Genomic DNA, 14,174 nt, shown 5'->3' on the forward strand with positions numbered 1-14,174 from the left:
GCCGAAGATGTACGACCCCACCGTCGCCCGGCTCACCTACCGGGCCCTGCTCGGCCGCCGCCGGGCCCTCATCCTCGGCGCGCTCCCGATGCTGCTGCTCGTGATCGCCGTGATCGTGCGCGCCCTCACCGGAGCCGACGACCAGACAGCGGCCAATGTGCTGGGCGGGTTCGCGCTCGCCACCATGGTGCCGATCATCGGCGTCATCGCCGGTACCGGAGCGATCGGCCCGGAGATCGACGACGGCTCCGTGGTGTATCTGCTGTCCAAGCCGATCAAACGACCCACGATCATCTACACCAAGCTGATCGTCGCGATCGCCGTGACGATGGTCTTCTCCGCCGTGCCGACGCTGATCGCGGGCCTGATACTCAACGGCAACGGCCAGCAGATCGCCGTCGCCTACACGGTGGCCGCGCTGGTCGCCTCCATCGCGTACGCCGCGCTCTTCCTGCTGCTGGGCACGGTGTCCCGGCACGCGGTGGTGTTCGGGCTGGTCTACGCCCTGGTCTGGGAGGCCCTGTTCGGCAGCCTGGTGCCCGGGGCGCGCACGCTGAGCGTCCAGCAGTGGTCGCTGGCGGTGGCTCAGAAGGTCGCGGACGGGGGCCTGGTCACCTCGGACGTCGGGCTGACCACCGCGACGGTGCTGCTGGCCGCGGTCACCGTGCTCGCGACCTGGTACGCCGGGCAGAAGCTGCGGTCGCTGACGCTGGCCGGGGAGGAGTAGGCGTTACGGATCTTGACGGGGGCTTCACCCGTGTCCGGTCACACTGGGCACAGCGGACGGACGGCTGGGAGGAACGGGGATGGCAGGCGAGACGCCGCAGTACGACGGTCGCGGACAGTCCGAGTCCCGGGCGGGGGACGACGTCTGGGACGACCTCGTCCTGGACGAGGACTTCATCCGGGCCGCCGAGACCTCCGAGCCGTCCGCGCGGGCCCGGACGCTCGCCGCACGCTGGCGCACCGAGGCGCCCGAGCCGCAGCCGTGGCGCTCCGACGAGCCGCCCGCGGGGTGGTTCTTCAGCAAGGGGCGTCGGCGCAGGTGGCGGCGGCGTTAGCCGGGGATGCGGTGCCCGGTTATTCGGTGGCGTCCGACCCGTCGTAGGGGCACAGTGGTTGTGCTCACGACGCCGGATCGAGCCGGCGCCACGTACGGGGGAGGAGTTCGGCGATGTCCATGCACGGCAGTCCGCCGAGCTCCCTGCAGGGCAGCCCGAGGCGGGTTCCGGAGTAGTCGCTACCCCTCCGTCGAGCCCGCCCCGCACGGGGAACTGCCCGGGGCGGCCGCTTCGAGCACGTGAGCCCTGCGCTCGCGTGGGCCGCCCACCCGGAGGATTGGCCGAGTGGTAAGGCACCGGTTTGCTGAACCGTGGTCGGGCCTGAGCAGCCCGCGCACGTTCGATTCGTGCATCCTCCGCGAGACGTTGTCACTGGGACCTGGGACCTGGCCGAGTGCAGGAGGCCGAGTGCCTCCCAGGCCGTCCAGGCCCTCCAGGCCGTTCAGGTCACGGGGAGGCACCTGCCGGCGTTCTAGCCCAGCAACCGCTCCAACAGCACCGCGATCCCGTCCTCGTCGTTCGACGACGTCACCTCGTCCGCGACCGCCCTCAGCTCCGGGTGGGCGTTGGCCATGGCGATGCCTCGGGATGCCCAGGCGAACATGGGGATGTCGTTGGGCATGTCGCCGAAGGCGATCGTGTCGGTGGCCTTCAGTTTCAGGCGGCGTGCCGCCAGTGACAGGCCCGTCGCCTTGGAGAGGCCGAGGGGGAGGAGTTCGACGATGCCCGCGCCGGCGATGGTGACCGTGACGAAGCCGCCCGCGGCCTGCGTGGCCGCCTCGGCGAGTTCGTCGTCCGAGAGGGTCGGGTGCTGTATGTAGATCTTGTTGAGGGGCGCGCTCCACAGATCCGACGCGTCCGCGAACGGCGTCGCGGGCAGCGAGCCGTGCGCCTCGTAGCCGGGGCCGACCAGCACCTCGCCGTCCAGACCGTCACGACTCGCCGCCAGGAACAGCGGGCCGACCTCCGCCTCGATCTTGGCCAGGGCAACGCCCGCCAGCTGACGGTCCAGCGTCACCGAGGTGAGCAGGCGGTGCTCGCCGGCGTGGTACACCTGCGCGCCCTGGCCGCAGACGGCGAGACCGTCGTAGCCCAGGTCGTCGAGGACGTGCCGGGTCCACGGGACCGCACGGCCGGTGACGACGATGTGCGCGGCGCCCGCCGCGGTGGCCGCGGCGAGTGCCTCACGGGTCCGCTGCGATACCGAGTCGTCGGAGCGCAGCAGCGTTCCGTCGAGGTCGGTCGCGATCAGTTTGTACGGGAAGCCCTGGTCAGCGGCCTCACTCACTTGGCCACCGGCTCCAGGATCTCCCGGCCGCCCAGGTACGGACGCAGCACCTCCGGAACGCGCACGGAGCCGTCGGCCTGCTGGTGGTTCTCCAGGATGGCCACGATCGTGCGGGGCACGGCGCACAGCGTGCCGTTGAGCGTGGCCAGCGGCCGCACCTGCTTGCCCTCGCGGACGCGGATCGACAGGCGGCGGGACTGGAACTCGGTGCAGTCCGAGGTCGACGTCAGCTCGCGGTACTTGCCCTGGGTCGGGATCCACGCCTCGCAGTCGAACTTGCGCGAGGCCGAGGCGCCGAGGTCAGCCGAGGCGACGTCGATGACCCGGAACGGCAGCTCCAGCGAGGTCAGCCACTGCTTCTCCCACTCCAGCAGGCGCTGGTGCTCGGCCTGCGAGTCCTCGGGGGCGACGTACGAGAACATCTCCACCTTGTCGAACTGGTGCACGCGGAAGATGCCCCGCGTGTCCTTGCCGTGCGAGCCGGCCTCGCGGCGGAAGCAGGGCGAGAAGCCCGCGTAGCGCAGCGGGAGCCGGTCGGCGTCGAAGATCTCGTCCATGTGGTACGCCGCCAGCGGCACCTCGGACGTGCCGACCAGGTAGAGGTCGTCGTTGCCGAGGTGGTAGACGTCCTGGGCGGCCTGGCCGAGGAAGCCGGTGCCGGCCATCGACTGGGGGCGGACCAGTGCCGGGGTCAGCATCGGCGTGAAACCGGCCGCCGTGGCCTGGGCCATCGCCGCGTTCACCAGGGCCAGCTCCAGCAGGGCGCCCACGCCGGTGAGGAAGTAGAAGCGCGAGCCGGAGACCTTCGCGCCACGCTCGACGTCGATCGCGCCGAGGAGGGTGCCGAGCTCCAGGTGGTCCTTCGGCTCGAAGCCCTCGGCCGCGAAGTCGCGGATCGTGCCGTGCGTCTCCAGCGTGACGAAGTCCTCCTCGCCGCCCACGGGCACGTCCGGGTGGACGAGGTTGCCGAGCTGGAGCAGCAGCTCATGGGTCTCGGCGGCGGCCGCGTCGCGCTCGGCGTCGGCGGCCTTGACGTCGGTGGCGAGCTGGCCGGCCTTCTTCAGCAGCTCGGCCTTCTCTTCCCCGGAGGCCTTCGGGATCAGCTTGCCGAGCGCCTTCTGCTCGGCGCGCAGCTCGTCGAAGCGGACGCCGGACGACCTGCGCCGCTCGTCGGCAGACAGGAGGGCGTCGACGAGCGCGACGTCCTCTCCACGGGCGCGCTGCGACGCACGCACACGGTCGGGGTCCTCACGGAGCAGGCGAAGGTCAATCACGTGGTCAAGGCTACCGGTGCGGGGTGACGCCCCACGACTCACTATTCCGAGCCATGGCTTACGTTCCGTTATGAGCTAATTGCCCCATGTGCTCACGTGTGTCAATAAAAGGCGTCTCATTCCCTGGAACGGGTAAGGGAGAAGGCGGCCTGTTGACTCGATTTCCTTGTGGGGAGCGGGACTTGGGGCTTCGTTGTCCACAGGTGTCCACACCCCCCGGAGAGTTATCCACAGGGTGTGTGGAAGATCTGTGGACTTCGCTATTGATCACTCCGAAAGGCGCGGGTGGACTCGGGGATTCCCGGTGCGAACCACTCTTACCCGCACTTTTGAGTGGAAAGTGTTCGCTCCAAAGGGGTGACCAAAGGAAAAGAGTGGACGAAGGGTGGTGTGCGCGGCGGTGAACGGCCTTGCGCCCCGTAGGGCGATTTGTCGACTGAGTGGCGTTTCGTTGTCGACTTGTCCCCAGGTCGAGAAGCGGACTGTGGATAACTCCTGTGGATAACGAAAATCAGCAGGTAGGAAGGTAGGCCGGGCCAGACCCGGGCCTAGAACCGACCGTCCTGGCACCGCGCCACCCAGTCCGCGGCCGCCACGAATTCCTCGTCCGACGTGCCCGGCAGCGGATCTCCCACGTCGCCCGGCTTGACGTCCGCTCGCGGGTACGACCCGAGGAACCGCACCTGGAGGCAGATCCGCTTCAGCCCCATCAGCGCTTCCGCCACCCGGCGGTCGGAGATATGGCCCTCGGCGTCGATGCAGAAGCAGTAGTTGCCGATGCCGGCGCCGGTGGGCCGGGACTGCAGCAGCATCAGGTTGATGCCCCGGGTGGCGAACTCACCGAGCAGGTCGCGCAGCCCGCCGGGGTGGTCGTCGCGCTGCCACAGCACGACGGAGGTCTTGTCCGCGCCGGTCGGCGCCGCGGGCCGGGCCGGCCGTCCCACCAGCACGAACCGCGTCTGGGCGTTCTCGGCGTCGTGGATCCCGGTCTCCAGGGGCTCCAGGCCGTACCGGGCGGCGGCGAACTCGCCGGCGAAGGCCGCGTCGTACCGGCCCTCCTGCACCAGGCGGGCGCCGTCCGCGTTCGAGGCGGCCGACTCCCAGGTGACGTCGGGGAGGTGGGTGCGCAGCCAGTTGCGCACCTGCGGTTGCGCGGCCGGGTGGGCGGTGACCGTCTTGATGTCCGTCAGCTTGGTGCCGGGACGGACCAGCAGCGCGAAGGTGATCGACAGCAGGACTTCGCGGTAGATCATCAGCGGTTCGCCCGCGACCAGCTCGTCGAGGGTGGTGGTGATACCGCCCTCGACGGAGTTCTCGATCGGTACGAACGCGGCCTCGGCCTCGCCCGCGCGGACCGCGTCGAGCGCGGACTGCACGGACACATAAGGCACCAGTTCCCGGGTGGCTGTCTCGGGAAGGGTGCGCAGGGCGACCTCCGTGAAGGTGCCCTCGGGGCCGAGATAGGCGTAGCTCGCTGGCATGACCTCACCCTAATGGGCCCGCGGGAACGGCATCCCCCACAAGCGCATTCACGTCGCGACTCTCACCCCTCCAGCAACTTCTGACCCACGTACTCCCCTTCCGCCGCCCCGCCCGGCACGGCGAACAGACCGCTGGCCTCGTGCCGGATGAACGGCGACAGCGCGTCTCCCCGGTCCAGCTTGCGCTGCACCGGCACGAAGCCGCGCAGGGGATCGGCCTGCCAGCAGATGAACAGCAGACCGGCGTCCGGGACCCCGTCCCCGTCGAAGCCGTCGTGGTACGAGAACGGGCGGCGGAGCATGGCCGCACCGCCGTTCTGGTCGGGCCGTGTGATGCGGGCGTGCGCGTTGATCGGGACGACCAGGTTCCCGGCCTTGTCGGTCTTCTCCAGGTCCATCTCGGTCGTCTCGGTGCCCCCGGACAGCGGCGCCCCGTCGGACTTGCGGCGCCCGATGACGTTCTCCTGCTCCTTGAGGGAGAGCTTCTCCCAGGGGTCGAGGAGCATACGGATACGGCGTACGACGGCGTAGGAGCCGTTCGCCATCCACGACGGGTCGTTCCCGCCGGACTCCGGCACGAAGATCCGCTTGTCGAAATCGCCGTCCGTCGGCTTGGGATTGCGGGTGCCGTCCATCTGGCCCATCAGGTTGCGGGCCGTCATGGGGTGGGCGGTGGCGCCCGGCGAGCGGTTGAAGCCGTTCATCTGCCAGCGGATGCGGGCGGCCGAGCCGGCGTCCTTCTGGATCGCGCGCAGGGCGTGGAAGGCGACGAGGGCGTCGTTGGCGCCGATCTGCACCCACAGGTCGCCGTTGCTGCGGGACTTGTCGAGGTGGTCCGAGGAGAAGTCGGGCAGCGGGTCAAGGGAAACCGGGCGCTGCTTCTCCAGACCGGTCCGGGTGAAGAAGCTGTGGCCGAAGCCGAAGGTGATGGTCAGCGACGACGGGCCGGCGTCACGGGCCACGTCGGTGTCGTCGTGGGCCGCCGCCTCGCCCGCCATCAGCCGTCGGGCCGTCTCCGACCAGCGGCGCAGCAGCGCGGCCGCCTCCTTGCGACCGGCGCCCGCCGCCAGGTCGAAGGCGGCGAGGTGGCCGCGGGCCTGCAACGCCGTGGTGATGCCGGGCTGATGTTTCCCGTGAAACATCTCCCGGTCGGCTCCCACCGAGGCGAGCGGTGTGGCCTCGGAGGGTGCGGCGGCGTATCCCACGGCACCGCCGGCGGCACCGAGCACGAGGCCGGTCGCGCCGGCGGTGCCGAGCAGCCGCCGCCGTGACATGCCGCCCTGGAGGGGGGCGGTTGCGGAAGCGGCCCCCTTGAGGGAGGCGGCTTCGGAGGCGGCCTTCTGCCGGGTCGCCTCGGGGGTGCGGGCTTCCGGGATGGACTGGTCTGCCATGGTGCGGTTCAGCCGATCTGCGCGTTCTTGGAGACGGTCACCTGGTCGATGTCGGAGGTCCGTACGGTCACGGCGACCTCCCAGTCGCCGGCCATGGGGATCTGCACCCCGTTCGCCGACCAGTGTCCGGTGGTGATGTGGTCGGGGACGACGGGCAGCGGCCCGATGTCCTTGGCCGTGAGGGTGAAGGCGACCTTCACCTCGGGGATGTCGAAGGCGCGGCCGTTGGGCCGCTCGACGTAGAGGTGCATCTCGTTGCCGCCCACGCGCGCGGGGTCGAGGTCGACCGTCACGACGCCCTTGCCGTCCCCGCCGCCGGTGTCGAACGGGATGTTCAGGGTCAGTGCGCTGGACGACCCGGTCGACGACGACGCGGCGGACGAGGTGGCGGCCTTCGCCTCCGTCTCCGTACGGCCCGGCTCGGTCTGCGTCAGCACGGTGGTGACGGCGAGCAGAACGACGGCGATGCCCGCCTCGGCGAGTACGGAGCGGCGCAGCCCGGTCCGGTTCGGGTCGGCGTCCCGCAGTCGCTTCTGCCGCGCGGCATCCACCGCGGCACGCTGCCGGGCGAGCTGGGCGGCCCGCTCGGGGTCCTGGGCGGCGGGGTCGTCCGAGCCCGGGGCATCGGCGCCGGAACCATCCGTACGCGGTTCATCGGCGGCGACGTCACCGGCAGCCGCTCCGCCGCTGACGGAGCCACCGGCAACCGCGTCACCGTCTACCACGTCACCGTCGGTCGCCTCACCGCCGGCAACCGCGCCGACATGCTCCCTCTCCCGTTCCTTCTCCCGCCCCCGCTCGGCCACGGGCACCGCGTCCGCCCATCGCGCCGTCCACCGCCGCGACACGAACGCGATGCCGACCAGGACGACCACGAGGCCGATCTTGACCAGCAGCAGCTGCCCGTAGCGGGTGTCGGTGAACGCCGACCAGGAGCCGAGCTGGCGCCAGGACTGGTAGGCCCCGGTCGCGACCAGCGTGGCGACACTGCCGAAGGCGACGCGCGAGAACCGGCGTACGGCGGCTGTATCGAGCGGCGTGTCCACGGGCGCCCGGTACAGCGCGACGAGCAGGGCGGTGAGTCCGCCCAGCCAGGCGGCGACGGCGAGCAGGTGGACGACGTCGACCGGCATGGCGATGCCGGTCTGCAGTCCTGTCGAGGCGTGCTCGGACATCGCCCAGCTCGCGGCGAGCCCGGCGGCCACGACGGTCCCGCCGACCGCGAGTCCGAAGGTCAGGTCGCGCTTCTCCTCGTCCTCGCGCTTGTCGTACGTCCCGAAGAGCACGGCGATGAACAGCGCCGCCGCGGCGAGCAGTAGCAGCCGGGACACCAGCGCCGCGCCCGTCTTGGTCTGGAGCACCTGTCCGAGCAGGGTCAGATCGAAGATGTCGCCGATCTTCCCCGAACCGGTGTAGGAGCCGCGCAGGAGCAGCTGCGCCAGCGTGGCCGCGGTGAGCGCGAGCCATCCGGAGACGACGAGCCGCTGTACCGCCCGCACGCCGGAGCCGCGCGGCCAGCAGGCCAGCACGAAGGCGGCGCCGCCGACCAGGACGGTGAAGCCGGCGTACGACACGTACCGGCCGAGGCCGTACAGCCGGCCGACGACCCCGCCGCCCGCCTCCTGGCCGGAGACCGAGACGGACGTCTTGGAGGGGGCGCCGACGGAGAAGGTGAAGGCGCCGGCCACGGGGTGGCTGTCCGCGGACACCACATGCCAGGACACCGTGTAGGTACCGTCGGGCAGGCCCGAGTGCAGTCGCACGGCGTACGTCGTTCCGCTGACGTTGGACGGCTTGCCGTTGTCGACGCGCTTGCCCTTCGGGTCGAGCACGCGCAGCGAGTCGTCGGCCGTGGATACCTGTTCGGAGAAGGTGAGCGAGACCTGGGTCGGGGCCTTGTCGACCACCACCCCCTGCTGGGGGTCGCTGCCGGTCAGCGCGGCGTGCGCGGAGGCGGGGCCGGCACCGGCGAGCAGCGCGCCGGTGACGGCCAGGAACAGCAGCACCAGGGTCCGGACGCGGGGGGCGATGGTCTGCGTCAAGGTGGTCCCTCCCTCAGTGTCCGGTCGTCGGGGTGTACGTGGCCGACTTCACCGGCATCGCGACCTTGAGGGGGTCGGAGTGGGCGAAGTGCAGTTCGACGGAGACCGTCTGACCCTGCTTCGGCGTGCGCTTCAGCTTCTCGAACATCAGATGGTTGCCGCCGCTCTGGAAGACGAGTCGGCCGTGGGCGGGGATCGTGAGGCGGCCGGCCTCCTGCATCGTGCCGCCGGCGGTCTTGTGCACGGTGACGTCGGCGGCGGCGTCGCTCGTCACCGAGGTCAGCTCGTCCTTCGTACCGCCCTTGTTGGTGATGGTGAGGAAGCCGGCCGCCATGTCGCCGGTGACCGGCTGCGGCATGTAGGCGGAGCCGGCGGACAGCTCGGCCGCGGAGTCGGAGTCGGAACCGCAGCCTGCGAGGACCAGCGCTGCGGCTATCGCCGCGGCGGCTGCCGGACCGAGACGCCTCACGGCTTCTCACCCTTGACGATCTTGGGGAGGTCCTTGGTGTAGTCGTCGACGGTGGCGTCCTCGCCGTAGAGCAGGTAACCCCCGTCGGTCTTCGGTGAGAAGGCGACGACCTGGGTGCCGTGCGTCGAGACGACCTTGCCGTTCTTGTCCTTGTGCGGCGGTTCGATGGAGATGCCGAGGGTGCGGGCGCCGGCCTGGATGGTGGCGAAGTCGCCGGTCAGGCCGACGAACTGGGGGTCGATGCCCTTCAGCCACTTGCCGAGTGCGGAGGCGGTGTCCCGTTCGGGGTCGGTGGTGACGAACACGACCCGCAGCTCGTCCTGCTCGGACTTGGGCAACTGCTTCTTGGCCACGGCGATGTTGTTCATCGTCAGCGGGCAGACGTCGGGGCAGTGGGTGTACCCGAAGTAGATCAGCGTGGGCTTCCCTGCGGTCTCCTCGCGGAAGTCGTACTTCTTGCCCTGTGTGTCGGTGAGGACCAGATCCGGCTTCTCGAACGGCTTGTCGAGGACGGTGGCGGCCTGCTGGGAGCCGGCGTCCTCGGAGACCACGGAGACGGGCTTGCTCGTGTCGCCGCTGCCGCAGGCGGTCAGGGTCAGTGTGCCGGCGGCGAGCAGCGCGGCCGCGGCGAAGGTCTTGTGACGCATGGACGTCTTGTTGCGCATGGAAAATGTCCCAGTCGTGAGTGTTCCGGCGCGCGCCGGGGCCGTACGAGGCGGGGCCCCGGCGCGTGCCGCGTGCGAGAGGGTCAGGCGTTGCCGCGCCGACGTCCGGCGAGTACGCCGTAGGCCACGCCCGCCGCGCCGACGACGATCCCGACGATGCCGAGGACGCGAGCGGTGGTGTCGGTGCCGCCGGAGGAGTCGGAGGTGGAGCCGGCGGCGTTGGCGGCGGTCGACTCGGCGTCGTCGGAGGCCTCCTCCGCCGACGCGCCGTGGGAGTGGCCGTCCTCGGAGGCGGCGGACAGCTCCAGCACGGGAGCCGGGTTGTCAGGCTCCTCCTGGCCCTTCTGCGGCACCTCGATCCAGCGGACGACCTCCTTGTCGGAGTACGTCTGGAGGGCCTTGAAGACGAGCTGGTCGGTGTCCTCGGGCAGGGCGCCGATGGAGACCGGGAACTTCTGGAAGTAGCCGGGCTCGATGCCCTTGCCGTCGGCGGTCCAGGTGACCTTGGTGACGGCCTCGCTGATCTTCTCGCCGTGGTTGTCGACCGGCTTGTCCAGCTTGGACTTGGTGACCTTGATGTTCCAGCCGTCGACCGGCTCCGGCATCACCGAGGCCAGCGGGTGGTCGGTGGGGAAGGCGACTTCGAGCTTGGTGGTGGAGGAGTCGTCGCGCTCGTTGGGGACCTTGAAGTCCACCACCGCGTAGCCGCCCTTGGCGGCCGTGCCCTCCGGCTGCACGGAGACGTGCGCGAAGGCGGGAGAGGACAGGACGAGGACGGTGGTGCCGGCGACGGCGACGGCGGCGGCGATACGGGAAGTCTTCAGGGACTTCATGGAAAGGAGCACTCCGCTTGGTGAGTTCCGGTGTTGACGAGGGGTACGTGCGCGTGGGGTGCCCTGAGTGAAGGGGTCCCCTGGGAGAACGCCTGCCGTGGACGAGGGCCTGTCGTGGACGAGGGCCTGTCGAAAAACGGGCGCACGCGCGTGTGCCGCATGACGGCGGCCCCTGCCCGGATCCGGTGTACGGAGGCGGAGCGGTGGACGCGTCCTGTCAGGCGGCGAGGGTGAGCGCGGAGGCGGGCGGCCCGCGCCTGATCACCGTGTGCTGGAGTGCGGTGGTGCGGGGCCGCGGCGGCGCGGGCAGAGCGGTGCGCGGCAGATGCGGGTCCGACCCGAGGGCGGCCGGGAGCCCGGTGTGCAGGGCGCGTACCAACGCGAGCGCCCCGCGCAGGGACCGTACGAGCGCCCCCTCGGCGACCGTGTGCGCGGACTGTGCCGACAGTTCGACGAGCCGGGCCAGCGCCAGGTCCCCGCGGCGCAGCAGCCACCCGGCGGCGATCGCGGCGAGGACGTGGCCGAGCAGCATCGGCAGGGACGGGAGCAGCGACACCGACGATCCCGCGGTGGTGGACATGGCGTCCGCGGGGTGGTGTGCCGCGCCTGCGGAGGGGGCCGGGTAGAGCTGCGCGTCGGTGAGGATCTTCCGCGCCTGGGCGGGGCTGATCTCCGCCGCGCTGGTCCCGCACATGAGCCGGGCGGCCTGTTCGACCAGCGAGGCCTTGCTGACGGCGCCCGTGGACTGCACGGCGGCCGTACCGTGCTGCCCCAGTCCGAAGAGTGTGTGCAGGACCGTCTGCCCGACCGCGAGCAGGGCCGCTGTCGCGGGCAGCGAGCGCTCACGTCCGGTGAGCGGCGCCGCCACCACGATCGTCCCGAGGAATCCCGCGCCCACCGTCCACAGGGGAACGGTGGCGCAGGAGGCGAGCGCGTGCCCCGTGGCAGCCAGCACGACGCAGACCGCGGCGAACACCGCGGCCCGCAGTATCCGGAGATCCCTTCCGGAGCGCGCCGAGCGCTGGTGGGGGGCAGTCATGGCGGGCTCATCATCGCACTGGCCCGGTACGCGGCGTACGGCAGGTCCGCAACATGCGCTACGACCGGAAGATCACCCTCTGGTACGAACCGCACCCCCATGCCCGCTCCACAGACCCCCGAGCCCTCATACCGAGCCACGCGCTCCCATACCGAGCCATGCGCCCTCATATCGAGCCATGCGCCCCATACCGCGCTCTCCGCGCCGGGCAAATCCGCTGTATGGGCGTTATCACGTCAACCCTGCGCTTACGTTCGAGCACCCCGGGCAATACGTAACGGTATGTCGAGCCGCGGCCGGGAGGCTGGAGCATGAGCATCTGGTGGTCACTCCATCTGCGGCGTGAGGCTGCGAGCGTGCCGCTCGCCCGGCGCCTGCTGCTCGGCACGATGGAGACCGCCGGCGTCGACCCCGACATCTCCTACGACCTCTCCGTCGCCCTCAGCGAGGCCTGCGCGAACGCCGTCGAGCACGGCGGGGGCACCGGGCCCGGCGGTTCCTCGGAGGCGTACCGGGTCACCGCCTATCTCGACGGTGAGATGTGCCGCATCGAGGTCACCGACGCCGGCCCCGGCTTCCCCTCCGGCTCAGGTCCTTCCGGCCGACCGGCCGCGCCGGCCCGCCCCGTACCCGTCGACGCCGAGCACGGCCGCGGCCTCGGCCTCATCCGGGAACTCGCCGACCACGTCCACATCCGCAACAAGCCCGGCCCGGGCGGTGCGGTGGTGAGCTTCGACAAAATACTCAAGTGGCGCAAGGACCCGTCCCTGCTGACGGCGTAGCGACTCACAGCGCTCTCCTATGCACGGCCCATGTCCCTGACAACGGGCGTCCCTACGGTTCCCGTCCATGACGGGAAAACACAAGGACACCTCCATCACCCGGCGCCGCGCCCTCGCGGTGACCGGCGGCACGGTCGCGGCCGGTGGTCTCGCCGTCGCCGTCTCCCGGGCGGCCCTGGCCGACACGACGACGACCACCGCCACCGAAGCGACGGCCACCGCGTCGGCCTCGGAGAGCTCCGGCACCTGCATGCAGCTGATGTCGAGCGTGACCGAGGGGCCGTACTACCTCGACGGCGCGCTGGTGCGGAAGGACATCACCGAGGGCAAGAACGGCGTCCCGCTGACGCTGCGGCTCACCGTCGTGGACGCCACCGACGGCTGCACCCCCGTCTCCGGGGCGGCCGTGGAGATCTGGCACTGCGACGCCTGGGGCTACTACTCCGGCTACACCACCGCCAACCCCGGCGGCTCGGCCCCCGCCGAGAGCGAGGACGGCTCCACGGCCGACGACAACACCTACCTGCGCGGCTACCAGATCGCCAATGCCAACGGGGTCGTCAAGTTCGAGACGATCTTCCCCGGCTGGTACACCCCGCGTACCTGCCACATCCACCTCAAGGTGCACACCGGCGGCCAGAAGGAGGACGGCACCTACGAGGGCGGCAAGGTCAACCACACCGGCCAGCTGTTCTTCGCCGACGACGTCGCCGAGGAGATCTTCACGCTGGAGCCGTACTCCCGGCACACCGGCACCTACACGAGGCTCGACGACGACATGGTGTACGACGGCGGCGGTGCCTCCAGCGGCCTGCTGACCCTCAAGCCGGTCAAGAAGGCCGATCCGTCCAAGGGCTACAAGGGCTTCCTGACCGTCGCCATCGACCCGGACGCCGAGAACACCGGTGCGGGCAGCGGCGGAGGCGGCACGCCCCCGAGCGGTGCGCCCGGCGACGCCCCCAGCCCCTCCCCCTCGGCCTCCTCGTAGCCGTGGCGCTGGGCAGCCGCGAGGACGAGGCGCTGGCGCGGGCCGCGGTGACCGCGCTCACCGGGCAGCTGGCCCTGACCCCCAAGCCGGGACTGCCCGACCCGCGCGACCTCGGCGCGCGCGTCACCCGACGGGACCACCACACCCTGCGCTGGTCGGCGAAGGCGCTCACCCCCGGGCTCACGGCGATGGCCGCGGCGGCCCGCCGCACCGGCGAACCCACGCCCCGGCTCCGGGCGGAACTGGGCGCGATCGGGCGGTGCACCGAGCACTCGGTGGCGCTCGCCGGCGGCGGTCACCGGGGCGCGCTGTGGGCGCTGGGCCTGCTGGTCGCGGCGGCGGCACTGCAGCCGCGGGCCGGTGCCGCCGAGGTGGCGGCCCTGGCCAAGAAGATCGCCGCGCACCAGGACCGGCGGGCACCGAGGCGGCCCTCCCGTGGGTCGTCGGTGTCGGCGAAGTACGGGGCGGCCGGTGCGCGAGGAGAAGCGCGCGCCGGCTTCCCGCACGTACGCCGGGCGGTGGACGCGCTGACCGCGGCGCGGGCGGCCGGTGCCACCGAGGCGCAGGCCCGCCTGGACGCGCTGCTCACCGTGATGTCCACCCTCCAGGACACCGAACTGCTGTACACCGCGGGCCCGATGGGCCTCCGCCACGTCCAGGCGGGCGCCCGGGAGGTGCTGGAGGCGGGCGGTACGGCCACGCGGGCGGGCGCGACGGCACTCGCGGCCCTCGACGCCGACCTGCACGCGCGCGCGTGGAGCCCCCGGGGCAGCGCGGGACTGCTCGCGGGGGCGCTGTTCCTGGACTCGCTGCCGGTGGTGGCCGGCGGGCCGGCGGCCTGACATCCCCCGGGCACGACAA

General features: G+C 71.3%; 14 protein-coding genes and 1 tRNA gene. 6 read left to right on the forward strand and 9 right to left on the reverse strand.

The genetic code is table 11. The annotated features are described in order from the left end of the window. Positions 1–7: 7 nt before the first annotated feature. The 3 genes from NW895_RS30765 to NW895_RS30775 all read left to right on the forward strand — a co-directional run bounded on the left by NW895_RS30765 (position 8) and on the right by NW895_RS30775 (position 1,420). On the forward strand, positions 8–727 hold the full coding sequence (locus NW895_RS30765; protein ID WP_289939696.1) for an ABC transporter permease: 720 nt from the start codon (positions 8–10) through the stop codon (positions 725–727). A gap of 79 nt (positions 728–806) precedes the next feature. Then, positions 807–1,061, forward strand: a complete 255-nt coding sequence (locus tag NW895_RS30770; RefSeq protein WP_289939697.1) for a hypothetical protein — start codon at positions 807–809, stop codon at positions 1,059–1,061. 271 nt (positions 1,062–1,332) lie between these two features. Continuing rightward, a tRNA-Ser gene (locus NW895_RS30775) sits at positions 1,333–1,420 on the forward strand. Between the two features lie 113 nt (positions 1,421–1,533). Here NW895_RS30775 and NW895_RS30780 read toward each other — a convergent pair. The 9 genes from NW895_RS30780 to NW895_RS30820 form a co-directional block, all read right to left on the reverse strand. Further along, positions 1,534–2,349 carry an HAD family hydrolase gene (locus NW895_RS30780; RefSeq protein ID WP_289939698.1) on the reverse strand — a complete coding sequence of 272 codons (816 nt, stop codon included), beginning with the start codon at positions 2,347–2,349 and terminating at the stop codon, positions 1,534–1,536. Next, complete coding sequence (serS, locus tag NW895_RS30785) at positions 2,346–3,623, reverse strand: serine--tRNA ligase (protein WP_289939699.1); 1,278 nt, start codon at positions 3,621–3,623, stop codon at positions 2,346–2,348. Before serS ends, NW895_RS30780 begins: the two co-directional genes overlap by 4 nt. Before the next feature lie 548 nt (positions 3,624–4,171). Then, positions 4,172–5,104 carry a prephenate dehydratase gene (pheA, locus tag NW895_RS30790; RefSeq protein ID WP_289939702.1) on the reverse strand — a complete coding sequence of 311 codons (933 nt, stop codon included), beginning with the start codon at positions 5,102–5,104 and terminating at the stop codon, positions 4,172–4,174. Positions 5,105–5,166: 62 nt separating this feature from the next. Next, positions 5,167–6,495 carry an iron uptake transporter deferrochelatase/peroxidase subunit gene (gene efeB, locus NW895_RS30795; RefSeq protein ID WP_289939703.1) on the reverse strand — a complete coding sequence of 443 codons (1,329 nt, stop codon included), beginning with the start codon at positions 6,493–6,495 and terminating at the stop codon, positions 5,167–5,169. 8 nt (positions 6,496–6,503) lie between these two features. Continuing rightward, complete coding sequence (locus NW895_RS30800) at positions 6,504–8,537, reverse strand: copper resistance protein CopC (RefSeq protein WP_289939704.1); 2,034 nt, start codon at positions 8,535–8,537, stop codon at positions 6,504–6,506. Positions 8,538–8,550: 13 nt separating this feature from the next. Continuing rightward, positions 8,551–9,006, reverse strand: coding sequence for a copper chaperone PCu(A)C (locus tag NW895_RS30805; RefSeq protein WP_289939706.1), 456 nt, complete (start codon positions 9,004–9,006; stop codon positions 8,551–8,553). Next, positions 9,003–9,653, reverse strand: a complete 651-nt coding sequence (locus NW895_RS30810; RefSeq protein ID WP_289939708.1) for an SCO family protein — start codon at positions 9,651–9,653, stop codon at positions 9,003–9,005. The genes NW895_RS30805 and NW895_RS30810 overlap by 4 nt, the downstream gene beginning before the upstream one ends. 101 nt (positions 9,654–9,754) lie before the next feature. Next, positions 9,755–10,495, reverse strand: a complete 741-nt coding sequence (locus NW895_RS30815; RefSeq protein WP_289939911.1) for a YcnI family protein — start codon at positions 10,493–10,495, stop codon at positions 9,755–9,757. A 226-nt stretch (positions 10,496–10,721) separates the two neighbouring features. Continuing rightward, positions 10,722–11,543: a hypothetical protein gene (locus NW895_RS30820; RefSeq protein WP_289939709.1), complete on the reverse strand. Its 822-nt coding sequence runs from the start codon at positions 11,541–11,543 to the stop codon at positions 10,722–10,724. Positions 11,544–11,854: 311 nt separating this feature from the next. Between NW895_RS30820 and NW895_RS30825 the strand changes: the two genes are divergently transcribed. From NW895_RS30825 to NW895_RS30835, 3 genes are all read left to right on the forward strand, one after another. Then, positions 11,855–12,325 carry an ATP-binding protein gene (locus NW895_RS30825; protein ID WP_289939710.1) on the forward strand — a complete coding sequence of 157 codons (471 nt, stop codon included), beginning with the start codon at positions 11,855–11,857 and terminating at the stop codon, positions 12,323–12,325. Positions 12,326–12,392: 67 nt separating this feature from the next. Further along, on the forward strand, positions 12,393–13,313 hold the full coding sequence (locus tag NW895_RS30830) for an intradiol ring-cleavage dioxygenase (RefSeq protein WP_289939711.1): 921 nt from the start codon (positions 12,393–12,395) through the stop codon (positions 13,311–13,313). A gap of 8 nt (positions 13,314–13,321) precedes the next feature. Further along, on the forward strand, positions 13,322–14,155 hold the full coding sequence (locus NW895_RS30835; RefSeq protein WP_289939914.1) for a triphosphoribosyl-dephospho-CoA synthase: 834 nt from the start codon (positions 13,322–13,324) through the stop codon (positions 14,153–14,155). Positions 14,156–14,174 lie beyond the last annotated feature (19 nt).

The organism is Streptomyces sp. S.PNR 29, assembly GCF_030386795.1.
Taxonomy (GTDB): Bacteria; Actinomycetota; Actinomycetes; order Streptomycetales; family Streptomycetaceae; genus Streptomyces.

Bases quoted from the DNA above. Each gene is read 5' to 3' on its own strand.
- NW895_RS30810 (WP_289939708.1), bottom strand. From the start codon at position 9,653: ATGCGTCACAAGACCTTCGCCGCGGCCGCGCTGCTCGCCGCCGGCACA.
- NW895_RS30765 (WP_289939696.1), top strand. From the start codon at position 8: ATGTACGACCCCACCGTCGCCCGGCTCACCTACCGGGCCCTGCTCGGC.
- pheA (WP_289939702.1), bottom strand. From the start codon at position 5,104: ATGCCAGCGAGCTACGCCTATCTCGGCCCCGAGGGCACCTTCACGGAG.
- NW895_RS30770 (WP_289939697.1), top strand. From the start codon at position 807: ATGGCAGGCGAGACGCCGCAGTACGACGGTCGCGGACAGTCCGAGTCC.
- NW895_RS30825 (WP_289939710.1), top strand. From the start codon at position 11,855: ATGAGCATCTGGTGGTCACTCCATCTGCGGCGTGAGGCTGCGAGCGTG.
- NW895_RS30830 (WP_289939711.1), top strand. From the start codon at position 12,393: ATGACGGGAAAACACAAGGACACCTCCATCACCCGGCGCCGCGCCCTC.
- NW895_RS30820 (WP_289939709.1), bottom strand. From the start codon at position 11,543: ATGACTGCCCCCCACCAGCGCTCGGCGCGCTCCGGAAGGGATCTCCGG.
- efeB (WP_289939703.1), bottom strand. From the start codon at position 6,495: ATGGCAGACCAGTCCATCCCGGAAGCCCGCACCCCCGAGGCGACCCGG.